General features: G+C 55.0%; 13 protein-coding genes. 8 read left to right on the top strand and 5 right to left on the bottom strand.

The genetic code is table 11. The features are described 5' to 3' along the window. The first annotated feature begins 99 nt into the window (after positions 1 to 99). From J0A68_RS03280 to J0A68_RS03245, 8 genes are all read left to right on the top strand, one after another. A complete protein-coding gene (locus J0A68_RS03280; RefSeq protein WP_206576753.1) occupies positions 100 to 1293 on the top strand; it encodes a hypothetical protein in 1194 nt (397 codons plus the stop codon). 292 nt (positions 1294 to 1585) lie between these two features. Further along, a complete protein-coding gene (locus tag J0A68_RS03275; protein WP_206576752.1) occupies positions 1586 to 2224 on the top strand; it encodes an RNA polymerase sigma factor in 639 nt (212 codons plus the stop codon). Positions 2225 to 2228: 4 nt separating this feature from the next. Next, positions 2229 to 3287: a FecR family protein gene (locus J0A68_RS03270; protein ID WP_206576751.1), complete on the top strand. Its 1059-nt coding sequence runs from the start codon at positions 2229 to 2231 to the stop codon at positions 3285 to 3287. 351 nt (positions 3288 to 3638) lie between these two features. Then, on the top strand, positions 3639 to 6995 hold the full coding sequence (locus tag J0A68_RS03265; RefSeq protein ID WP_206576750.1) for a SusC/RagA family TonB-linked outer membrane protein: 3357 nt from the start codon (positions 3639 to 3641) through the stop codon (positions 6993 to 6995). 23 nt (positions 6996 to 7018) lie between these two features. Further along, entirely contained in the window at positions 7019 to 8650 is a 1632-nt protein-coding gene (locus tag J0A68_RS03260; protein ID WP_206576749.1) for a RagB/SusD family nutrient uptake outer membrane protein, read from the top strand. Between the two features lie 97 nt (positions 8651 to 8747). Then, positions 8748 to 11360 (top strand): alkaline phosphatase D family protein, encoded by a 2613-nt coding sequence (locus J0A68_RS03255; protein ID WP_206576748.1) that lies wholly within the window; start codon positions 8748 to 8750, stop codon positions 11358 to 11360. Positions 11361 to 11386: 26 nt separating this feature from the next. Further along, positions 11387 to 12937 (top strand): sulfatase family protein, encoded by a 1551-nt coding sequence (locus J0A68_RS03250; protein ID WP_206576747.1) that lies wholly within the window; start codon positions 11387 to 11389, stop codon positions 12935 to 12937. Positions 12938 to 13323: 386 nt separating this feature from the next. Further along, the gene (locus tag J0A68_RS03245) at positions 13324 to 14901 is read left to right on the top strand and encodes an arylsulfatase (protein WP_206576746.1); all 1578 of its coding nucleotides are present in this window, start codon (positions 13324 to 13326) and stop codon (positions 14899 to 14901) included. A 58-nt stretch (positions 14902 to 14959) separates the two neighbouring features. On the opposite strand, the gene J0A68_RS03240 is transcribed toward J0A68_RS03245, so the two are convergent. The 5 genes from J0A68_RS03240 to J0A68_RS03220 form a co-directional block, all read right to left on the bottom strand. Then, a complete protein-coding gene (locus tag J0A68_RS03240) occupies positions 14960 to 15601 on the bottom strand; it encodes a TetR/AcrR family transcriptional regulator (protein WP_206576745.1) in 642 nt (213 codons plus the stop codon). 109 nt (positions 15602 to 15710) lie between these two features. After that, the gene (locus J0A68_RS03235) at positions 15711 to 17354 is read right to left on the bottom strand and encodes a RagB/SusD family nutrient uptake outer membrane protein (protein ID WP_206576744.1); all 1644 of its coding nucleotides are present in this window, start codon (positions 17352 to 17354) and stop codon (positions 15711 to 15713) included. 18 nt (positions 17355 to 17372) lie between these two features. Next, a complete protein-coding gene (locus tag J0A68_RS03230; RefSeq protein WP_206576743.1) occupies positions 17373 to 20636 on the bottom strand; it encodes a SusC/RagA family TonB-linked outer membrane protein in 3264 nt (1087 codons plus the stop codon). A 277-nt stretch (positions 20637 to 20913) separates the two neighbouring features. Beyond that, positions 20914 to 23544, bottom strand: a complete 2631-nt coding sequence (locus J0A68_RS03225; RefSeq protein ID WP_206576742.1) for a glycoside hydrolase family 95 protein — start codon at positions 23542 to 23544, stop codon at positions 20914 to 20916. Positions 23545 to 23643: 99 nt separating this feature from the next. Beyond that, complete coding sequence (locus J0A68_RS03220; protein WP_206576741.1) at positions 23644 to 24876, bottom strand: enolase C-terminal domain-like protein; 1233 nt, start codon at positions 24874 to 24876, stop codon at positions 23644 to 23646. Between the last annotated feature and the right edge of the window lie 43 nt (positions 24877 to 24919).

The following is a 24919-nucleotide window of genomic DNA, read 5'->3' as shown; positions in this document are numbered from 1 at the left end:
AATAAACAAACTGCGTTTTATAAGAGTCAAACAGCGTTTTACTGGCATTAAATCGCTTCTGTTTTTCTAATTTCATTTTACCAGAATAACCGAAGTTTTATGCAACCCAAACTAACAGCCAGGAACCTCATCGGGTTATGGGGACTGGCAATTGTACTTTTGGTATCAAGCTGTACGCAGTTTGAAGGTATCGATCCTTCACAGGATGAAAGTGAGGATCTGTTGGCTGTAAATGCCGATGGCAATTTGATCAATGCGATGGTCGGCGGACCGGTGGTGAACCCCATCCTGTGGACGGCAGAAGAGCACGGCAATGGAGGCAATGCGACTTGCGCAGACGTATGTGAGTATGACCAAAGCTCCGGAAGAAACAACTTCGAGTACGGAGCCTTTGCCAACAGCTGGCCGGAAGGCCTCGAAGTGATGGTATCGCCGGACGGAAAATACATCACTTGGTCCTTCACTCCTCCGGAAGGCAAGTGTCTGGAAGGAATGGCCGTGATCGTCAAGGGAAGCAACGCCTCCCACATCTACGTCTATCCCCAAGGAGTGAACGGCGACTCGGGGCTGCACTCGCCCTATACCGGCGGGAAAAAGCCGAATATTGCGCAGCTGAGCAACCTGACGTTCTGCTACAGCCTGTCCGACGCTCCCGAAGCACCCGAGGCAGAGGATAAGTTTGCCGAATACTGCGAGGGCGATGCCATCGCTCCGCTATGCGCAGAAGCCACCGCTCCAGAAGGATCGATGGTAGTGTGGTACACCTCTGAGACGGGTGACGAGCTCGCAACAGAAACCTGCCTCACTGACTTCGGCTCTTTGGAACTATGGGCCGCCTCCGTGAAATATGCCGGCTGCGAAAGTGCCGAGAGAACCAAAGTATCCCTTCTCATCGACAAAAAAGGGGACTGCGGAACCGTCTATGAAGAAGAAATGTGCTACAAGACCGAAACTGCTTGGGGAGGAAACAGCAGTGGAGGAGGTAAAGCCTGGTGGTTCTACTTTGACGCAGAAGCCGGTCCAGCCACGCAAACCATCTACGCTGGGCAAAAAGCCACCGATGGTACTGTCACCTATGACGGCAGCAAGATCACCATCAACTTGGGATCATGGTCACTCCAAAATGACAGCGAAGCGGTGAAGATCCAAGGCTACAATGAGATTCCAAGTACCAGACCCGCAGCAGGCCCATTCACTACCTACAAAGGCACGGCGCTCGAGATCCAAGTCAGTGGATTCAGATACTATGCCATCCATTTGGACGTGAAGCAGGCGGTAGCCTGCGGGCAATAGTAGCAAAAGCTTAAGCAAAGCCCCTGTTCGGCAGTCGGACAGGGGCTTATTTTTTTTGGGAAGTCCAGCAGTGGCGAAACGGAAGGTCCAAGACTCCAGAGACGCGCATCACACAATAAAACTGCTCCCGCCGCCGACCTTGGAAAGACCGCTGGGATAACCGCCAAGAATGGGGATTTTTACACAAAGTGGCGGTTCTTCAATTTTTTCCGAAAATAAAATAAATTTTATGGGGTCATCCGGGGCACTTCCTGACTCTATTAATTGAATACCCGCGGAATTCGGAATTTTAATGAACAAAAACCCAAAATCATCTGCCGAAAAGACTGTAGTCCCCCTGAGGCATTTCGAGACCATCAAGATCTACGAGGACAAATCGGATCAGGAAATCTGGAAATCCTTCAATCTGGGCGATGAGACGGCTTTCAACTACATCTATAGAACCTATGTCAAGGATCTGTATCGGTACGGTTGGCAGTATTCCAAAGACGGGGATTTGGTAAAAGACTGCATCCAAAACCTCTTCATCTACCTGAGACGAAAGCGGGGCGAACTCTCCGAGGTCGCCAATATCCGCGCCTACCTCTACCGCTGCATTCAGGCCGAAATCTCGAAAAACCGCAAAAACGAGGCGCGGTTTCGCCACGCGGAAGCCGACTACCACGAGGGAACTTTTGCCATGGAAGTGTCGCCGGAGACAAGCCTCATCGACAGCGAATCCGCCCTGAGCCGCCACGAGCTCCTGGCCAAGTCGCTCAACCAGCTCACCCCCAAGCAGCGAAAAGCCCTGTTGCTCTTCTACGAAGACGGCCTGAGCTACCGGGAGATCTCCGCGCTGATGGAATTTTCCGAAGTAAAAACGGCCCGCAAGCTCATCTACCGCGCCATCGCAAGCCTCAAAGACCTACTCAAACCAACGACCAACAGGTAACCACATGTCCAGTAAGGAAAATATCAAACGATTTGAAGACTACGAAATCGAGGAATTTCTCTCGGATGAGTTCTTTGTCCAATGGGTGAAAAACCCGGACGAAAACACGACGCACTTTTGGGAAAAGTGGCTCGTCGCCAATCCTGGGAAACGTCCTCTGGTCACCGAAGCGGCGGCAGTGGTCCGCTCCATCCGGTACAGTCCCGAATCGGCCCTGAGCGACGAGGATTATGTGGAGCTGTTCGAAAACATCATCCGCGCCGAAGAAGGCCTGCGTGAAGAGCCCGGAAACAGGGGAGAAAAAGAGGGGAAGTGGTACTCTTTTTTTTCCGTGCGCCGAGCCGCGGCTTTTTTCCTGCTTGGCTTGGCTGCCTGGGCGATCTATGCCTCCTGGCCCAGGTCTGAGACTGTCCAGCCGGAAGTGCGCTGGATCACCAAAGTCAATCCCAAGGGACAAAAGACCAGCGTGCGACTCAAAGACGGAACCCTGATCCACCTCAACTCCAAGACCATTTTAGCCTACCCGGAGGACTTCTCCGAGACCCAGCGCGAGGTCAGGCTCCTGTCCGGAGAGGCTTTCTTTGACGTGGAAAAAGAATCCAGGCCCTTCAAGGTCTTACTCCCCAGCGCGGAAGTGGAAGTATTGGGCACCGACTTCAACGTGAAGCAAAACGGCGACAGGCAGCTCTCCGTCGCGCTGGTCGAAGGCTCGGTCAAGGTCAAGGACACGCTTGGCAACCAAGTCATGCTCGTACCCTCCGAAATGCTGCAAATCGACGAAAACGGAAACCTGAACAAATCCAACTTTGACGTTCGGGAGATCACTGGCTGGAAGGACAAATACCTGGTCTTCAAAAACGACGACTTCGCCGCTGTGGTGCAGAAGCTGGAAAACTGGTACGGGGTAGACATCCGATTCGAGGGGGAGCTGCCCAAGGGCTGGGCCTACTCGGGGATCTATTTTGACGAAAGCCTTGCCAACACACTGGAAGGCATCAGCCAGACTTCCCAGATCAAATACTCCATCCAGGAAAAACAGGTGAAAATCACCGGAAAAAAATAATATCATACTTTATTGGTATGATTTACATGATATCTGATTGTTGACCTTTATATTCACACAATAACCCCAAAACGATTTTTATGAAAACCCTCAAAGAAAGTCCTTAGCCAGCCTGAAGCAGTCCCCTGTAGAGACGGGAGTCCACCGTCTCCCCCGTTTTTGGTATTGCGGTGCCGAGGTTTTTTCCCTCCGCCATCCGCAATAAAAAAGCAGCAGCAGTTCGGCCAGGAACATGCTGCTGCCAGTACTCTCGCCTTTGAGCCCTAATGCTTTCAAAGGCGAGCCGATTAAGTATTTGCACACATTAATCTTCACAATTGTATGAAAAAACCAATACTTGGACAATTGCTTATGCTGTCTAAAAGAATACTGTACGCCTTTGCTCTCCAGCTGTTCTTTGTGACTTTCCTGCTCGCCAACGAGGGGAATGCCCAGAGAAAAACCGTGGAGCAGGTGGCCGTCACCGTACAGCTCACCGACGCGGAACTCACGTCGGTATTTTCGGCGATCGAAAAACAGACAAACTTCAAGTTTACCTACAATACCGGAAAAGTGGACCTGTCCCAAAAGGTCTCCCTAGACCGCAGGAAAACCATCCTTTATGAGGTTTTGACCGACCTGATCAAGCAGACGGGACTTTCTTTTATCCAGATCAACGAAAACATCCACGTCCGCCCCGGGACCTCGGGCATCCCCGCAGGCATCAGCATAGCAAAGCCCGAAGCAAAGGAAATATCGGGTACGGTGACCGACCCAAGCGGCTTTGGCCTCCCCGGAGTGACCATCATCGTCGAGGGTACCACCAAAGGCACCGTGACTGATGTGGACGGGAAATTTTCTCTTGATGTAGAGCCAGGCGAGGTACTGGTGTTCTCTTTTATCGGCTACAAAAGCCAAAAAGTGACGGTACAAAGCCAGTCCACCGTCGATGTGGTCATGGCTGAGGACGAAAAAGCCCTGGACGAAATCGTCGTGGTAGGCTACGGTGAGCAAAAGAAGGCAGACGTGATCGGCGCGGTATCGCAGCTTTCGGCGGACAACATCGACAACCGCCAGGTCACCAACGTCTCCAACATCCTGACCGGCCAAATCCCGGGCGTCACTGTGATCCAACGAGGCGGAAGACCCGGCGCAAGTGGTGGTCAGATCAGCATCAGGGGCGTGGGCTCCTTTGGCGCGGGCACCAATCCCCTCATCCTGGTGGACGGCATTCCCACCAACGCCTTCAATGAAATCGACCCCAACGACATCGAATCCATCTCCGTGCTCAAAGACGCCTCTTCCGCCGCCATCTACGGAGCAAGGGCTGCCAACGGCGTGATCCTCGTGACCACCAAAACCGGCTCCAGCGAGCAGGTGAAGGTGAGCTACAGCGGCTACGTGGGCTTCCAGCAAGCAACCGAATATCCGGAATTTGTGAACTCTTGGGAATTTGCCGAGCTCTTCAACGAGGCGGACGGAAGCGAGGTCTACACCGCCGAAGACATCCAGAAATACCGGGACGGAACGGATCGGGACAACTATCCAAATTCCGACTTCATCGGCCAGGTTTTGACCAAGAAGCCGGTTCAGACACAAAGCAACCTGACCATCAATGGAGGCTCCAAAACCAGCAAATACAACCTCTCCTTTGGCTACCTCTTCCAGGACGGTCTGGTCATCAAAAACAACTATTCCCGCTACAACGTCCGCCTCAACCTGGAAAACGACCTGAATTCCAAGCTTAAGCTGACCACGAGATTGGCGCTGATCAACTCGGTGACCAACGAGCCCTCCGCCCCGGCAACGCTGGACTTCACGGACATGCTCGGGATCATCGGCCAGTCCGTCCGCTTTCCGGCGATCTACGTGGACAGGTATTCCAACGGTGACTACGGTCTCGGCGTGGTCGGCAAAGGAACGCCCGTCTCCTACCTGAACAATGACTCCTTCTTCAAATCAAAGGGGCTGGATCTCAACTCCAACCTCAAGCTGGACTACCAGCTTACCAAAGACCTGAAACTGTCGCTCATCGGCGCATTCAACCAGTCTTTCTTGGACGAAAAAAGACTCCTCGCCACCCAGGTACTGAATCCTAACATCACCCTCGGACCAAACGAACTGAGGCTGAACGACGAGCAAAACACCTACAAGACCTTCCAGGCGGTAGCCAACTACTCCAAGATCCTCGGGATGCACAAACTGGACATACTCGGCGGCTATTCCTTTGAGGACAACCTGTACGAGTTTACGACCGCCTCTAGGGACAAGCTGGCCAACAACGACCTTACCCAACTGAACGTCGGCGCACCGGACAACCAAAAAAACTCCGGCAGCGCGGAGGAATGGGCCCTGATGTCCTTCTTTGGCAGGGTCAAGTACGACTATCTGGAAAAGTACCTCTTCGAGACCACCATGCGCTACGACGGCTCGTCCCGCTTCCCGACAGACGAGAAGTTTGCCTTTTTCCCTTCCGCCGCCGTGGGCTGGAGAATCTCCGAGGAGCCGTTTTTGAAGGACAAAACCAACTGGCTGGATGACCTGAAAGTGAAAGCTTCCTACGGTATCCTAGGCAACCAAAATATTGGCAACTATCCCTACCAAAACACGCTCAACCTCGGCCAAAACTATTCCTTTGGAGGAAACATCAGCACCGGACTCACCCGCAACGTGATCACGGACTCCACCCTGCACTGGGAAAGCACCCGCACGATGGACATCGGCATGGATGTGAGTTTGCTTCAAGGCAAAATCAACTTTGGCGCGACCTACTTCAACCGATTCACCTATGACATCCTCAACAGCCCAGCCTCCAGCGTATCCACCATCGTGGGCTTTGGCCTTTCCCAGCAAAACTCCGGCGAGCTGAGAAACTCGGGCGTCGAACTGGTCATGGACTACCGCCACACCGGCCAGGCATTCAATTTCCGCGCTGGCGGCAATCTGACCATCATCAACAACGAGGTGCTGGATCTGGGCGTCGGCAATGTACAGCAGCCCAATGGCATGGTCGGCAACGGCAGCAGCTTGTTCATCGGCTATCCCATGAACATCTACTTCGGCTATGAAGCGGACGGGCTTTTTGTGGATCAGGAGGATGTGAACAGCTGGCCGACCATGACGGCCATCAATCCAAATCCCAAGCCTGGGGACATCCGCTACAAGGACATCAGCGGCCCGGACGGCGTGCCCGACGGAAAGGTAGATCCTACCTATGACCGGGTGGTGCTGGGCAGCCAGATCCCCAAGTTCAATTTTGGCCTCAATCTCGGAGCCGACTACAAAGGTTTTGACTTCAGCATGCTCATCCAGGGCGTAGCGGGGGTAAAAGGCAACCTTACCGGCGACGCGGGTTTCGCATTCAACAACCAAGGCGGGGTGCAGAGATGGCAAATGGAAGAGCGATGGACTCCCGAAAACCCCGACCGAAACGCCGGCTACCCCCGATTGGAGTTCATCTCCAACTCCGGCACGCCCAATACCCTGACTTCCTCCTTCTGGACGCTCGATGGCTCCTATGTGAAGCTCCGCAATGTCCAGCTGGGCTACAGTCTCTCTCCGGCAGCACTTGAAAAGCTGAAAGTGGCCCGGCTGAGAATGTATGTAAGTGCCGAAAACATCGCGACTTGGAGCAACTACCGCCAAGGCTGGGATCCTGAGGTCAACACCGCAAGGGCCTACTACCCCATCCTCGGGAACTACACCTTCGGTGTCAACCTCCAGTTTTAATTCACTCCCCAACCATGACTAGAATGAATAAGCTATATAAATTCCTAAGCGCCGCACTCTTGTCCACCACGTTGCTTTCCTGTGTGGACCAACTCGACAAATCGCCCTTGGACAGCTTTGACAACGCCACCTTCTGGAGCAGCGAGGGCAACGCCCAGCTGGCTCTCACCGGCGTGTACCGGGGTGGCATCATCCAAAACGGCACCACCGTCAACCCCTCCAACTGGTGGGCTTACGACGGCCTGCTGTTTCTCGAATTTGCCTCGGACAATGCCTACGATCGCCGCGGCGACAATTCGGCCTTCCACCGGCTATCCAACGGCACCTTGACGCCGAGCATCAACATCCTCGGCTCCTACTGGTCTTCTTCCTACAAGAACATCGCAAACGCGAACTTCTTCCTGGAAAACATCGACAAGGTCACCATGGACGAGTCCCGAAAAGCGCGGATGAAATCCGAAGTGCGATTCCTTCGCGCCGCGCAGTACTTCTACATGTCCCAGTTTTGGGGCAGCGTTCCATTGGTTCTCCGCACGCTCAGCCCTGAGGAGGCAAACGTGGTGACCAAAGCCTCGAAAGAGGAGATCGTGTCCTTTCTCCTGAGCGAGTTTGACGAAATCGTGGATTTTCTTCCAAGCCACAAAAGCCTGCCCAATACCGAGCGGGGTCGGGTGACGAAACAAACCGTACTGGCCTTCAAGGGTCGCCTGCTGCTTTCGGAGAAAAAGTGGGCAGACGCCGAAAGCACCTATGCGGAGATCATCGCCATGGGCGAAAACATCATCGATCCGGACTACGCGGGCCTTTTCCTGAAATCCAACGAAAACAGCAACGAGATCATCTTCAGTACTCAATACATCGACAACCTGGGCGCAAATGGGATGCTGCAGCATTTCTTCCCGGCTTTGGCGGGAGGATGGCACATCTTCAATCCGCTGGGAAGCCTGGTGGAGTCCTATGATTTCACGGACGGCAGCGCCTTCAGCTATGACAGCCCGCTGTATGATCCCAAAGACTTGGGAAAAAACCGCGATCCGAGACTGAAGGCCACCATCCTCTACAATGGATCAACCTTCAAAGGCACCTACATCACGCATCCCGATTCCGCATCCTCTCCGGACCAGCTTGGCGCCGGCAAGCAGACCACGCAAAGCGGTTTTGGCCTCAAGAAGTTTGTGGACGAAACCTTCTCCGGCAACCTCACCAACTATGGCGGCAACACCCCGGTCATCCGCTACGCCGAAGTATTGCTCAGCTACCTGGAGGCAAAGCTGGAGGCCGGAAAACCCATCTCCCAAGCCGATCTGGACGCGACCATCAACCTCGTCCGCGGTAGGGCCTCCGTGGGCATGCCTCCGATCACCACCACCTCTTCGACCGAGCTGCGGCAGATTTTGAGAAAAGAGCGTCGGGTAGAGATGGCCTGCGAGGGAACGAGGTATTGGGATATCCTGCGCTGGGGGATCGCCAAGGACGTGCTCAATGCCGATTTCTATGGGGCCTCTTTCCCAGGCGCAGTCAAAAAACGACTGAAAAACGGGCAGCCTGACCCCTATAGCCGATGGTATGTCACCTCCAGAAAATTCCGCGAGGGCACGGACAACTACTGGCCAGTGCCCCAAAGCGAAGTGAACATTAACCCTGGCCTACAATAACCAGTAATCATTTTGCTTTTTCTCCTTCCTCCAGTCCGGCCTATATTGGTCCGGCTGGAGGAAATACCTCCCTTACCCACCTTTTGAATTGCACATTATGAAGCGACGATCGGCCGTCAAGGCCATGGCCTTGGGCTCTTTTTCCACTCCTTTTCTCTTTAGCCAGGGCTTCACCGGCATCCGCGAACTCTTTGCCAGCCCTGCGCCGGCCTACCAAAGTACCTGGGAATACTGGCCCGACCTCCACTGGATCGGCCCGGAATACTGGGGAAACAGACTCCAGGACTGGGAAATCCAAGACGGCAAGGCCGCTTGTGTAATCTCTGCCCCCAACCGTGCCCTGCACATTCTCACCCATCAGCTGCAGGATGGCAAGCAGGATTTTGAGCAGTCGATCACGCTACACTGGAAAAACGCCAGCCTGAAAGGAAAGCCCGAGGCCTATGCAGGTTTCCGTATCGGAGCCAAGGGGAAGTTTGCCGACTACCGCTCCGCAGCGGTCTTCGGCAAAGGACTGGACTTGGGAATCAACGGCGCGGGCCAGCTTCTGATCGGGGAAAAAACCTCCAACACCACCCTCAACCTCGATCAACCCATCCACCTGCGCATGCAGGCGAAGTCGAGCGGCGGCTCCTATTCGCTCACGCTTTCGGGCTCAAATGACCCCGGATTTGCAAAGCCGATCCAGCTGCAGTCCGAAGGCATCGAGGCCAAAGACCTCGTCGGAAACCTGGCCATCGTAGCCCATGCCACCAAGGAAAACCAAAGCGACTCGCCTTTGGTGGCTTTCGCCGACTGGAAATTTTCCGGTGAAAAGATCGCCGTTGACAGCAAGCAGATTTTTGGGCCCATCGTCTTTGCGCAGTACACCCTGCACAGAAATACGCTCAAGCTCACTGCCCAGCTCGCTCCGGTGGAAAAAGTGCCCGGCCTCCAAGTCCAGCTTCAGATCCTGGAGGGTGCCCAATGGAAAACCATCGCAACTTCGGCCGTCGATCCGGAAGGCAGGTACGCCCACTTTCGGGTGGAAAACTGGGACAAAAAAGCTATGGTGCCATATCGTGTTTTCCTCGACTTCCCGCTCAAAAGCGGCAAGCAGGACTTTTTCTACACCGGCCAAATCGCCAGGCAGCCCGATTCCCATGAAAACCTCAAGGTGGCCGTCTTCAGCTGCAATGCGGACTACGGCTTTCCCGACCAGGAAGTCAGCGACCATGTCAACCTCCACAAACCGGACGTAGCCCTTTTCCTCGGGGACCAGTTTTACGAGGGCACCGGGGGCTTTGGCATACAGACCAGCCCGATGGAAAAAGCCTACCTCGACTACCTCCACAAGTGGTACATGTTTGGCTGGTCTTACCGGGATATTTTCCGCAACATTCCCGCCGCGATCATCCCCGACGACCACGACGTCTATCACGGCAACGTCTGGGGCGAAGGCGGGGAGCATGCTCCTACCGACGAAGGCTGGGGCTACGTGGCCCAGGACCAAGGCGGCTACAAGATGCCCGCCCAGTGGGTCAACATGATCCAACGCACGCAGACCTGCCACCTTCCCGATGCCTACGACCCCACTCCGGTGAAGCAGGGGATCAACGTGTACTACACCGACTGGGTGTACGGAGGGGTGAGTTTTGCGATTTTGGAAGACCGAAAATTCAAGACCGCACCAAAAAACGTCCTGCCCGAAGAAGCCAAAGTCACCAACGGCTTCATCCAAAACCTGGATTTTGACATCAAGAAATACTACGACATCGAGGCTGACCTATTGGGAAAGCGGCAGATGGACTTTCTGGAAGACTGGATCCAAGACTGGGATGCCGACATCCAGATGAAGTCCGTCCTTTCCCAGACCAATTTCTGCACTGTCGCCACCTTGCCCGAAGGCAGCATCATCGACAGCATGGTGCCGAGCCTGCCCATTCCCAAGCTCGGCGAGTACGTGAGCGGCGACGCGCCGACCACCGACATGGACTCCAACGGCTGGCCGCAAAAAGGCCGTGACCAGGCCGTTCGGGTGATCCGAAAATCCTTTGCCCTCCACATCGCTGGAGATCAGCATTTGCCGAGCACCGTGCAGTACGGGGTGGAGGAATTTGGCGACTCGGGCTTCGCCTTTGCAGGTCCGGCGCTCAACAATCTTTTCCCCCGCCGATGGTGGCCCAAAGTGCCGGAAGGCCATCAGCCCATCCCTGGAAAAACTCCGAATACCGGAAACTATCACGACGGCTTTGGCAACAAAATGACCATCCACGCAGTCGGCAATCCCCATCAAACCGGCGTGGCCCCCGCCCTCATCCATGACCGCAGCACGGGCTACGGCATCATTACTTTTGACAAAAGCAAGAAGTCTATGGAGATCGCATGCTGGCCGAGGTATGTCAATCCGGTTGAAAACCCGGCCGGACAGTTTGCCGGCTGGCCCATCCAGATCACCGAGGCGGACAACTACGGCAGGAAAGCAACTGCCTACCTGGACAAGTTCAGGTTTCAGGGGGTGGAAAGCCCCTTGGTATCGGTGTTTGAAGAGGCCAGCGGGGAACTGCAGTACAATCTCCGGCCTGTGGGCGGGCTGTTTCAGCCCAAGGTCTTCTCCAGCGCCACCCATCGCGTGGAGGTCAAAAACCTGCAAACGGGGGAAACCAAAACCTTTCCCAAGCTAACCCCCAACCCAAAAAACGAAAAGGAAATCCTGGTGATTTTCTCCTAGACCAAATCAGAAATTATCCAAATCCCATGCATACCAGAATTCTCAGCCTTGCCCTCGCAGCCTGCCTCGCCTGGGCCTGCAGCTCGCCCAAATCGGAACAAGAGCAGGCCTCCGCATCGTCCAAGCCAAATATCGTGATCATCTACCTCGACGACCTCGGGTACGGCGACATGAGCGCCTACGGTGCCAGCCAGCTCTCCACCCCCCACATGGATCGGCTCGCCAACGAGGGCATCCGCTTCACCAGCGGCTACGCCACCTCGGCCACCTGCACGCCGAGCCGCTACGCCCTACTCACCGGCGTGTATCCCTGGAGAAACAAGGACGCCAAAATCCTCCCCGGCACGGCTCCACTCCTGATCGACACCGCCCAGATGACCGTACCCAAGATGCTCAAAGCACAGGGCTACCACACCGGCATCGTCGGCAAGTGGCACCTCGGCCTGGGCGACGGAGAGACCGACTGGAATGCCAGCATCAGCCCCGGGCCAAACCAGGTTGGCTTTGACTACAGCTACATCCTGGCGGCGACCCAAGACCGTGTCCCCACCGTCTACATCCACAACGACCGCGTGGACAAGCTCGACCCCGCTGATCCCATCCAGGTGGACTACCAAAAAAACTTCGAGGGCGAGCCTACCGGCAAAGACAACCCCGAACTCACCACGATGAAGTGGCATCACGGCCACAACAACAGCATCGTCAACGGCATCCCCAGAATCGGATATATGAAAGGCGGAAAGGCTGCCCTCTGGAACGATACCACCATGGCGGATCACTTCCTGGCCAAGGCACAGGCCTTTGTGAAGGAAAACAGGGAAAAGCCTTTTTTCCTCTACTACGCCCTGCAGCAGCCCCATGTACCCCGCACGCCCAATCCTAGGTTTGTCGGCAAATCCGGGCTGGGCCCCCGGGGCGACGTGATCCTGGAGGCGGACTGGGCGATTGGGGAGTTTATGAAAACCCTGGAGGAGGAAGGCATCCTGGAAAATACCCTGGTGATCTTCAGCAGTGACAACGGACCGGTGCTGAACGACGGCTATTACGACGACGCAGTAGAGAAAAACGGCTCCCACACGCCTGCAGGCCCACTGCGGGGAGGCAAATACAGCCTGCTGGAAGCTGGGACGCGCGTGCCTTTTATGGTTTATTGGAAAGGGACGGTGCAGCCCCAAGTCTCCGATGCCCTGGTCTGCCAGGTGGACTTTTTGAGTTCGCTTGCCGCGCTGACCGGCAGCAGCATCCAAGGCCAAGACAGCGAAAACATCCTGGACGCCTTCCTCGGCAAAAGCCAGACTGGACGGGAAAGCCTCATCTTGGAAGCCACCGGCCGTACGGCCCTGCGCAAGGGCGACTGGGTGATGATCCCGCCGCACAAGGGCGCCCCGGTGCTCCAGGCTGTCAACATCGAAACCGGCAACCTTCCGGAATACCAGCTTTACCATCTAGCGGAGGACCTCTCCCAGGCGAAAAACCTCGCCGGAGACCAACCCGAAAAGCTGGAGGAAATGGTTCGGTTTTACGAAGGAATCGTGGGAAACAAAGTCCCGGAGACCGGCGAGATCGAGTTGAAGTGAGGGAGACGCTAGACGTAAGTATCAAAAAGCTAGACGCAGCTTCAATGAAGTTAGACCGAGTCCCAATAATTCAAGAATTTACAAAAAAGTAGCCGACAGCTTTGAATAGAAGACCGTCAAAGTGTGATTTCACATTAGAATTCCGTCCGCCTAGCACCCAATATAGTTCGGATAGGTGCGGTGGGAGGATTTGCCAGCGAGCCAGCGTTTGGCCTAGTGCGGTGGGAGCTTTGGCAAATCTTGACCTTTTGGTTCTTTTGGGTCAAGCCAAAAGAACAAAGAAGCAGCATGCCAAATGAGTGCCCACACCCACTCATCCTATTTCTTGACCAAAAAATCTGTAAGTGACAACACTCATAGGTACTAAAAATATCTACAGACAACCAATGAAAACACTACCCCTCAATGCTTTTCTGCTAGTCCTGGCTTTCGCCTGCAAGCCTGCCGAGACCACCAGCACCGCAGCAAACCCTCAAAAACCCAACATCATCTACATCCTCGCCGATGACCTGGGCTATGGCGATCTGGGCGCTTTTGGCAGCACCAAGATCGAGACCCCCAACATCGACGCGCTGGCCAGAGGCGGCATGATCTTTACCCAACACTACTCTGGAGCACCGGTCTGCGCCCCGGCCAGATACATGCTCATGACCGGGCAGCACTCCGGCCATGCCTACATCCGGGGCAATGACGAGTGGCGTGAGCGGGATTCCCCCTCGGGTGGAGACGTCTGGAACTTTGCCGATATGGAAGCCGACTCCACGCTCGAAGGCCAGCGTCCACTCCCAGAAGGCACCGTGCTTTTCCCCAAAAGACTGCAATCCGTCGGCTACAAGACCGGGAGCGTAGGAAAATGGGGCCTGGGTGCGCCGCAGACCCAGTCCATCCCGACGAAGATGGGCTTTGACTTCTTCTACGGGTACAACTGCCAGCGTCAGGCCCATACCTACTACCCCGTCCACCTCTACAAAAACGAAAACCGCGTCCCCCTCCGCAACAAGCTCGTGGCTCCCAGCACCAAGCTGGCCGAAGGGGCCGATCCCAAGCGGGCAGAGAGCTATGCGGACTTCAACCAGGTGGACTACGCCCCAGACCTCATGTTTGCCGAGATGGTGAACTTCATCTCCGAAAACAAAAACCAGCCTTTCTACTTCTACTGGGCCACGCCGATCCCCCACGTGGCGCTACAGGCTCCGCAGCGCTGGGTGGATTATTACGAGAAAAAGTTTGGAAACGAAACTCCCTACTTGGGCAACAAGGGCTATTTCCCGCATAAAAACCCCCGAGCCGCCTACGCCGCCATGGTCTCTTACCTGGACGAAAACGTCGGCAAGCTCGTCGAGCACCTGAAAAGCGAAGGACTGTACGAAAACACGCTGATCATCTTCACCTCCGACAACGGGCCGACCTTCAATGGAGGCACCGACTCGGAGTGGTTTAACTCCGCCGGGCCCTTCACCGAAGACCCTGCCAAAATCAAGGGCCATGTACACGAAGGGGGCATACGCGTGCCGATGATCGCCAGCTGGCCTGGCAAAATCGCCGCCGGGACAAAATCCGACCTGCTCTCCTCCCACATCGACATGATGGCGACGTTCGGGGAAATCGCCGGTTTCGATGTCCCTGCAAACGACGGCCTGAGTATCCTGCCCACTTTGCTTGGCAAGGGAGAACAGAAGCAGCACGAATACCTGTACTGGGAGTTTCCGGAGTATGGGGGGCAGGTGGCCATACGATTTGGAGACTGGAAGCTGATCCGCCAGCACCTCAGCGACAAGCAAGCTCCTACGCTGGAGCTGTACCAACTCGCCACTGATCCTACCGAAACGACCAATGTGGCCTCCGTTCATCCCGAGATTTTGGCCCAGGCCGAGGCCATCTTCAAGCAAGCCCACCAGCCTTCTGAGTTGGAAAAGTTTAGGATTCCGCTTTTGGAAAAGGGATTGCTGGCGGGGAAGGACTAACCCAACAAAAAACCCGCGGTTTGGATGTCGCGGGTTTTCTTGTCTTTTGGGATTCCTTTTAGTTTGTCAGCTCCGAGGGGGCGGACTCTTGGATGCGGTCGTATTCTTCCTTGCCCGCTGGCGTGAGGTAGGGCAGGATGGTATTCCAGACCAGCCGCACCATCTCTCCCTTTTGCCTAAACTTGTATGGAGAGATCACCTCTAGCTGGGACAGCCAAAAGGTGATCACAATGCGGATCGTATGCTGTATGCGCTCCATCACGTCCTCGTCGGGAAAGCTCACATAGCCATCTTTCAAAAACTCCTCAAAGAGCTGCTGCGCCTGCTGCTTGCGGAGAATCAGCGTTTCCTGGATTTTTTTGTTCACCTCCGGGAAAGACCGGCTGATCTCCAGGACGTCCAGATTGAAAAAGCGGTACCGGTACTGAAACTCCTCCAACCCAGCGACCATGCGCTGGAAGTGCATCAGCGAGGAAATATTGGACTCCCTGATGGTGTACGCCTCAGAGGCCTCAGCCCGCATCTTGTCGTAGATCGCCAGGAGGAGGTCTTCCTTGGTGTGGTAGTGATAGTCGAGATTTCCGTGGCTGATGCCCATCTCTGCCGCGATATGCCGAGAGGTAACCCCCTGGATTCCAGACTCATTAAACATGCGGATCGCTACGGAGAGGATTTTGTCTTTGGTCTTGATTTTAGCCATGTTTTTCTAGTCTCTGTCCTGTCGGAAAAATTGATTTGGAAAATTAAACGCTTGAAAATGAAAAAGGGGGATTTTGGCCCCCTTTTTTTAACCGGCTCTCGTCCTGGCGCTACTCCCAGCCTGGGGTTTGGTTCAGGTTTGGATTGAGCGAAAGCTCATTGAGAGGCACCGGGAAGTAATAGTTTTTGCTCTCGTCGAAAGCATAGCTGTTCGGTGACAAGATGTAGCCGTTTTCATCCAGCTGGATATGCTGGCCAATCACGAATTTGCTCGCATTGGTGATGTCGTCGGCATTGAATTTCAGGCCAATCACCGGCTCGGAGAGCTGGGCTCCTTCTTTCCATCGGATCAGATCGTCGTAGCGGAAGCCTTCGAAAGCCAACTCCACCCTGCGCTCCCGGCGTACCTCCTGCAGCAGGGAAGCATGGGTCGCTGCCAACGGAGCCACTCCGGCTTTCTTTCTCAGGACGTTGATCGTCAGGTCCAGGTCCGCCTGGGTCAAGGTATTGAGTTCGGCCTTGGCTTCTGCGAGGATCAGGAGGATTTCCGCATAGCGGATCAACGGCGCATCGGCAAAGGCTCGGTCCCAAGCCTGGTTGTCCTGGGAGGCGTTGAAGTACTTGGCAATCTGGTACCCGGAAGGCGTAGCGGTCACTGCGAACCCGCCCGGAACGGAATTGAGATTGATCTTGCCGGTGACAAAATAGGTTCCTGGCTTGGCAAAAGTCTCCGCCAAACGCTTGTCACGGTTGGTAAACTCGTTGGTGATGTTGTCATCCCCTTTGTAAAGCGGGCTTTCGTCGATAGGAAGACCGTCCACGCAGAGGTAGTCCTGCACGAGGTCTTTGGTGCCGCCCATGATCGCTCCGTTGACGTGGGTGATCAGGTTGCTCAGGTTGTGGTACAGCTGCAGGGCATCGTCATAGTCGCGGTAGAAGATCACTTCTTTGTTGCCCGACAGGTTCAGCTGGGAAAACAGCGCACCATAGGCCCCCGTGACATTGATCGCATACTTGCCGGAGTTCATCACTTCCTGCGCAGACTTTACGGCTTCCTGTAGGAAAGTCGTCTCGTTGCCCAGGCCGTGGTATTTTCTGAAAGTACCCTCGTGGAGCAAAATCCTGGCGCGGTAGGACTGCGCGATCATCTTGTCAAAGCGGTTGGCTTCAGCCGTGCTGACCATGTTTGCGACAGCAAAATCCAGGTCTGAAAGGATAAACGCCATCACCTCGTCGCGGCTGGACTGTGGGGCGTAGAGCAGCTCGTCATCCACCTCCAAAACGCGGTCTACGATAGGCAGCTGCCCGTAGAGCTTCAGCTTGTCGTAGTAGTCCAAGGCACGGATCAGGCGGGCCTCAGCCATGTATTGGTTTTTGATGCTCTGCTCGATAGGGGATGCCTCCGCTTTTTCCAACATCAGGTTGATGTTTCTCACCAAGCTCCAGCTCCAGTTGCTCAGGCCGGGGGAGTTGGAGGTGTTGATCCCCATCCGTACTGCGGAAGGGGTCTCGGAAAAGGCGTTGTCGCTCAGCATATCATCGGTGTACATGCCTGCGGTAAACCCGCCCCGACCGTAGCCCAGCCCATTCAGATAGACCGAATAGAGCTGGTTGTTGTAGATCTTCAGATCGGACGGCGACTTCCAAAAGGTTGCGTCGTTGATCTGGGTGGTGGGTTCTGTATCTAGAAACTCGTCGTTGCAGGACATCAACAGTCCCGAAAGCGCGAAAAGGTAATATTTCAAATTTTTCATAATCGGATCGTTTGGGGATTAGAAGCCTACGGATACACCGAAAGAAACTCTCTTCGACAGCGGATAGAGCTTACCGGACTGGCCTCCACCGTTGGAGAAGCTGGTACCGCCCAGGTTGTCCTGGCCTGGATCCAACACTTCAGGGTCAAAGTTTGGATTGAGCTTGGTGAAGGTGACGAGGTTTTCGCCAGAGACAAACACCCTTGCGGACGTGAGGTTGATCTTGCTCAGGAGCTCATTGGAGAAGGTATATCCCACGGTCAGGTTTTTCAGTCGCAGATAGCTCGCATCCTGCAGGTATCGCGTCTGCACCAGGGTGTTTCGGTCCACTACGGAAGTCTGGCTCGGTCTGAAGTAGTAGGCGTCGGTGTTGACCGGCAGTCCATCAGACCCATCGCTCCAGACATTGTCATAGAGGTAGTTGGTGACGATCATGTTGCCGATACCGCCGTCTCCACCAAACATGATTGGCCCGTCAATCCAGAAGTCGCGCTTGGCTACTCCTTGGAAGAATACGCTCAGGTCAAAGCCTTTGTAGCCCACTCCCCCGCGGATACCATAGGTGTATCTTGGGGAGGCGTTTCCGATGACTCTTCTGTCTCCCGGATCTTCCAAGGTGTTCTTTCCGTTGTTGATGACGCCGTCGCCATTGAGGTCGGCATAGCGCACATCGCCTGGACGGATCAGGTTGCCACCGCTCAGGGTACCGTGGTTGGGTGCGTCGTTGATTTCCTCTTGGGATTGGAAAAGACCCACCGTCTCAAAGCCCCAGATCTCCCCGATGGTTTTGCCAGTGTAGTAGGCTACCGCAAGGGAATTGTTGGGGTTGTCGTATTTGGTGATCTCGCCTTTGCTGTCAGCAAGGACCAGGTTCACGTTGTATCGCAAGCCAGAGCTGAACTCGTCCATCCAGCCAATCGCGGTCTCCCAGCCATTCACCCGGAGGTCGGCTGCGTTTGCTTGGGGAGCCGGTGCGCCGAAGATTCCCGGCAGCGCCTGTCCCGGCACGAGCATGCCTTTGGTATCACGTCTGTACACGTCGAAGGTCAGGTCCATCCTGCCCTTGAAGAACATCATGTCCGCACCGAAGTTGACGGAGGAAACGGTCTCCCAAGTTCTGCTGGCAGAGATGGGGTTTTGTGGACTGAGGCCGATAGGACGGGTGCCATTGGTGATCCAGTTGGTCTGCAGCGTGGTGTTGTATCCCACAAATGGATAGAGGAAAGCGGAGTTTTGGTTGCCCAGGTCACCGTAGGAGCCTCTTACTTTCAGGAGGTTGATCCAGGTGGCATCTTTCAAAAATGCCTCATCGGACACTTTCCAGCCTGCCGATACAGACGGGAAGAAGCCGTAGCGGCTGTCCTTGGCAAATCGGGAAGAGCCGTCATAGCGCCCGTTGAACTCGAGCAGATATTTTTCTTTGTAGTTGTAGTTCACACGGGCAAACACGCTGCGCAAAGCCCACTCGTCGTGGTCATCAGACACCAGCGGAGTACCCAAGGTATTGGATAGGGAGGGCACGTCGTCGCTGATCAGCAGGGTGTTGTAGCCACGCTCGTAGGTGCTGATCATATTCTCTTGGTTGAAGCCCAAGGTAGCCTGTACCTGGTGGACTTCGGCGAAGGTCTTGGCGTATTTCCCATAGATATCAAAGGCATAGTAATAGCTATTGTTGTGGGTACGCTCGATGTAGGAAGCCTCACTTTCAGGGCTTACAGTCAGGTTGTTCCAAGGCTGGATGGAATAGAACTGCTTGTGGTTACGCTGTCCCTCTCTGAAGATGGGGTTGAAAGTGTAGTTGGAAAACACCTGGAAGTCTTCGAAGGTCATTTCTACACCAGCCTTGGTATTCAGGTTGTAAGTCTTGTCGAGATCCCGTCCGCCCTTCTCAATGGTAGCGAGGGGATTCAGTCGGCTGAAGGTCTGATAAGGCACACCATCGACGTCGTAGTAGGGAGTCCATGTCGGTCTCGCTCTCCAGATGACGTGGAAGATGGATGGACCAAAGTTGCCGCCGGGGAGGTTGTGGAGGTCGGTCTCCGCAGAGGTAAAGTTGACCTGGGCTTTTGCCACCAGCCACTTCCGCACCTCGGTGCTCATGTTGGTGTTGAAGTTGTAGCGCTCGTACTTGTCGTTGCCCACCTTCACGATGCCACCGTCTTTTGCGTAGGCGAAAGAGGCGCGATAGGTGGTTTTTTCGGTACCGCCAGAGACGGACAGGTTATGGTTTTGTCCCACAGCTGCATCATCGTACATCAGGTCTTCCCACTTGGTGTTGGCATGCTCGTAGTAGGAGGTGCCATTGGCCTTCAGCGTATAGTCGTTGGTGATCACGCCATCTACCCGGTCTTTGATCAGGGCCAGATGCTCGTCGTTGAAGTACTTCGCGGAGTTGGTGCTGGTCAGCATGCTGTTGGCGTACAAGGCATACTTGTAGCTATCCACCTTGTCAGGGATGATCGTAGGACTTGCGGAGTAGAAATTACCCGAGTAGCTGATCTGCGGCTTGGTGTTTCTTGCACCTTTCTTGGTCGTGATCAGAATCACACCAAAGGCGGCCCGAGAACCGTAGATCGCAGCGGATGCCGCATCCTTCAGCACCGTGACGCTTTCGACATCCTGTGGGTTGATGTTGTTGATGTTCATCTGGGTACCGTCTACCAAGACCAAAGGCTGGCCACCGTTGATGCTGGTAGCGCCTCGGATGTTGATGCTGGGATTTTGGCCTGGCGTACCGCTGTTGCTGGCGATGTTGAGGCCAGGCACGGCTCCTTGGAGTCCTTGGGTCAGGTTGGTGATCGGCCGGTCAGCCACCACGGCCATGTCGGCATTTGCTACCGAGCCGGTCAGGTTGGCTTTCTTTTGGGTACCATATCCCACCACGACCACCTCATCAAGTGAGGAGACATCCTGCCCCATGGTGACGTTGATCTGGGTTTGGTTGCCCACCAGGATTTCCTGGGTGGCGTAGCCGATGTAGCTAAAGACCAAGGTGGAGCTGGTGGAAGGAACACGAATGGAATACTTTCCATTGGCATCGGTGACAGTACCTGTGGTGGTACCTTTTACCATGACGGTCAGACCTGGCAGCGGAAGCTGCGCCTCCTGGTCTATCACCGTACCGGAAACTGAAAGAGCCTCTTGTGCTCGTGCTTGCTGTCCCATCATCAGGAAAAGCAGCGCCACGCAGCAGGTGAAGAGCCTCCAAGGTGGAGAGATGATTCCGGCCGCTTTCGTGGATTTTGGCCGGGTCACAATCGTAGAGTCAATCATACGAAACATGAGGTTAGGGATGGATTATGAAAAGCCGGATCTCCATTCAGCTACAGTCTGGAACTGAATATTCTGAATATCCGAAGGGAAGGTATCCATAATAGGGCAAAAGCCCTATTGATCGGTTAAAAAAATTGGCCTATTGCCCTAATAAAAAATATAACCGGCTGATTTTTAGCAATAAATAAATTTAGCCTCGGCTTCCTATTGTCTCAAAATCAGGCTGGATGGAGAACAAAACCGAGACGAATTCCAGTCTGACTCCCTGATTTTTTAAGGATTCCCATCACCTCCCGCTAAACACAAGCACCTCACCTGCTTGGGTTTGGATGAAATACTCGTAAGACCGCTCGGAGTCCTCGACGTCAAGCTTCTCAGGATGGTGGACGAGGGGAGCACCGGGATCGATGGGCTGCAGCAAGGAGTTTTCCCCGCCCTTTACCAGACGGACTTCTTTTCCAAACCTCAGCGGAGTCTTTGACCGGATAGGCAGCAGCCCGCCCTTCTGCGAGAGGATTTGGCCTTGCTTCAGCTTCCCTTTTTCCCACTCCATATCCACTTCGAAGCCTCCTCTGGCCTTGAGTCCGGTGATTTTTCCCTCCGCCCATGCCTCGGGCAATGCAGGAAGGAGCTCGACCTTGCCGGCATGGCTCTGCAAAAGCATCTCTGCCACGCCTGCCGTAGCACCAAAGTTCCCGTCGATCTGGAAGGGTGGATGCGCGTCAAAAAGATTGGTGTAGGTACCGCTCCTGCTGGTGCCAGCCTCACCTTCCCTGACCAGATGCAGGAGGTCGGTCAGCAGCTTCAGCGCCCGGTCTCCGTCGTGGAGCCTAGCCCAGACGTTCACCTTCCAGCCCATAGACCAGCCGGTCGCCTGGTCAGTCCGCCGCTCCATGCTTTGCCTCACTGCGGCGCTCAGCGCTGGATTTTGCTCCAAATTGATCTGGTTGCCGGGATGAAAGCCATAGAGATGGGAAATATGCCGATGCTCAGGATCCTGCTCGTCAAAGTCAAACTGCCACTCCTGCAGCTGTCCATGCTTGCCGATCTGATAGGGCAGGAGTCTTTCCAGCTTCTCGGCAATTTCTGCAGTCAATCCGGTCTCATACCCCAAAAGCCTGCTGGCATCCAAATAACGCGCAAATGACTCCCGAATGATGGCCATATCCATGGTGGGTCCGGGGCTTTGGGTGGAAGTCTCTTTTTCTCGGAAGACAAACTGGTTTTCGGGACTGTGGCCTACGGGCGTCACGAGGTAACCCGAGTCATTGGCCACCAGCCAATCTTTGTAAAACATCACCGCGCCCTCCAAAAGTGGGAAAAGTTCCGCACGCAAAAACTCCACGTCCCCGGTGAAAAGATAGTGCTCCCAGAGGTGACTGGTGAGCCAGCCCGCCACCATGGGCCAAAAGGAACAGGCGCAAAAATCCACCGGCTCGGTCTGCCTCCAGATGGACATGTTGTGGTTGCCTGTCCAGCCTTGGCTGCCAAACATGTCCTTGGCCGTGGCCTTCCCATTGACCGCCAGCTCTTTGATTGCGGCAAAAAGCGGCTCGTGGCACTCGGAGAGGTTGGTCACTTCCGCCGGCCAATAGTTCATCTCCAGATTGATGTTCATGGTGTAGGCACTGGCCCAGGGCGGGATGACCTGCTCGTTCCAGATTCCCTGCAGGTTGAGCGGCTGCCCTCCGGGACGGGAACCCGCGATCATCAGGTACCGCCCAAACTGGAAGTACAGGCCGACCAAGGATGGATCTTTGCCGTTTTCGAAGAATTTCACCCGCTGGTCGGTAGGGAGCGCCGACTGGCTGGACTTTTTCGCCAGGCTGATTTTCACTCGACCGAATAGGTTTTGATAGTCCTCCACGTGGCTTTGGCGCAGGTTTTCATAGCTCTTGGAGTGCGCTTGCCCCAGCAAAGCTTTTACTTTGGCCTCCTCATCCACTCCCTCGAAAGCCGGAGATTTGTCAAATCCATTGAAGCTGGTCGCAGCTGAGAGAATAAAAACCACCTCATCTGCCCGGCTCACCGAGACGGAAGCTTCGCCATACTCGAGCTTTCCTCCCTGTACTCGTGTCTCCACACGCGTGTCGAATGCCATGCCAAGGCCAAAGACCTGGTCGTCGTACATCACTTCGCTGGCTCCGGGCCTGACGCTCCCGTCCAGGTCAAAAATCTCCGGATACTTGTACTGATCCCCTCTCGCCATCACCGACTTGAGGTCACGCCTCAGCGCGATCCCGGGGGCCTTTCCCTTTAGCACAAGCTGTTCTTTTTCTACAAATGTCTTTTCCGTGGGCTCATGGGGCGTGGAGAGACTCAGCTTGCAATCGACTTGGCCGGGACGGTCCGCGCTGACCCGCACAGCGATCAGACGATCGGGATAGCTGGCAAAATACTCCCGGGTATAGGTGACCTCGCCCACTTTGTAGCTGACCTTTACCACGGCCGTCTCCAGATCGAGGCTTCTTTTGTATTCTTTCACCGTAGCCTCTTCGTGCCCAAAATCCATCCACAAATCACCCAAAGGCTGAAAGCACTCCTGTGCCCGTCCCAGCCAATCGGCCTGGATGACATCCTGCGCCTGTTTGTATTCCCCAGCCTCCAGCAGCGCCATCACTTCGGGATACTGCTTGCGCACATTCATCCCCTTGTAGGTGTAATCCGGGTCGCCGGAGTACAGCGTGCCCTCATTGAGCTGGATGCGTTCTCTTCCTATCCCGCCAAACACCATGGCACCCATGTAGCCATTGCCGATGGGGATGGCTTCCGTCCAGGCCTCCGCAGGCCGGTCGTACCAGACCTGCGTGTCCAGTTCTTTGGGAGCTACTGCTACTTTGTCCTGCGCCAGGGAGGGGGTGTAGCCTAGCAGCAGGCAGAGGCTGGCTAGAAGGTAAAGCGTATGGTTCTTGTGCATGGTATCCTGAAAAATGGGTTGGGCGGGGGCTCTCCTCCGCATAGCCTTTGGTTCTTTCTTCTTTGGGAAAATAGCCAAGCTTTTTGGCTTTGGCCCCAATCAGATCAAATCCGCGCTCATGCCCGGCTGCTGGGGCGTGATGTATTTGCCGTCCACGATGGTGACCGGAAACTTGAAATAGTCCCTCAAATGGGGAATATGCTCCAGCAGGAGCGCCGGGTGCCCCACGGAGATATGGTTAAACAACACCAAATGCTGGTGGATCTGTCCCATGTCGCCCACATGGGGTACGACCGGCACGTTCATTTTCTTCGAAAGCAGGCTGATCAGGATAAACTCCGATACGCCGCCTACCCGCACGGCATCGACTTGGTTAAACGACATGCAGCCCGACTGGAGGAAGTTTTTGAAAATGATCTTGTTGGGCACATGCTCGCCCAGCGCCAAAGGCACTTTCACCGTCTCGGCCAGCCTAACATGGGCCAGCACGTCGTCGGGATGGGTCGGCTCCTCGATCCAAAAGGGGTTGAGCTCCTTCAGCTGCCTACAGATCTCTATAGCCTGGGGCAGATTCCACTGCTGGTTGGCGTCAAACATGATCGTCGCATCCTCACCCGCAGCTTTCCGCACGATCCGCGCCCTCCGGATGTCCCGCTCGGCGCTCTTGGAGCCGACTTTCAGCTTCATGGCGGTGAAGCCCTGCTCCATGGCCTCCTGTACGTTGCGCAGCACCTGCTCATCGGAGTAGTTAAACCAACCCACGGAGGTGTCGTAGCCGGGATAGCCGGTCTCCACGATCAGCTCCCGTTCGAGCCGGGTTTCCTTTTGGCTCTGGAGTAGCTGCATGGCTTCGGCTCGGGTCAGGATGTCTTCGTAGTAGGAAAAGTCCAGCGTGTTGACCAGCGCCTCGGGGCTCAGGTCGGTGAGCAACTTCCAGAGCGGCACTTCTTCGGCTTTCGCCCAGAGGTCATAGCAAGCGTTCACCACGGCGGCAAGCGCGAGCTGCACGACCCCTTTGTGCGGGCCAAGCCAGCGGAAATTGGGGTCGTCGGCCATCTTCTTGTACACCGTACCAAAGTCCGCCATCAGCTCGTGGATTTCCCTTCCCTCGATATGCTTGACGAGGTAGTCGATGGCATCGCACACGATTCGGTTGCCCGCGCCGAGGGTGAAGGCCAGCCCTATTCCCTCGATGGGGCTGTCGGTCTGTAGCTTGCACACCGCGTAGGCATAGACTGGATTGACATGAACCGCATCGGAGCCGGCACCGTTTTTCAGGTCAAAACGCATGTCGCTCGATAGTCCCCTTTTGATTACCAGTGTTTTTTTCATTTAGGTTAATAGGCTAGGTATGCGGGATCGATGCCCGCATTTT

It is taken from the genome of Algoriphagus oliviformis (assembly GCF_017254915.1).
GTDB lineage: Bacteria > Bacteroidota > Bacteroidia > Cytophagales > Cyclobacteriaceae > Algoriphagus > Algoriphagus oliviformis.
This window is presented reverse-complemented; position numbering and strand designations above follow the sequence as displayed.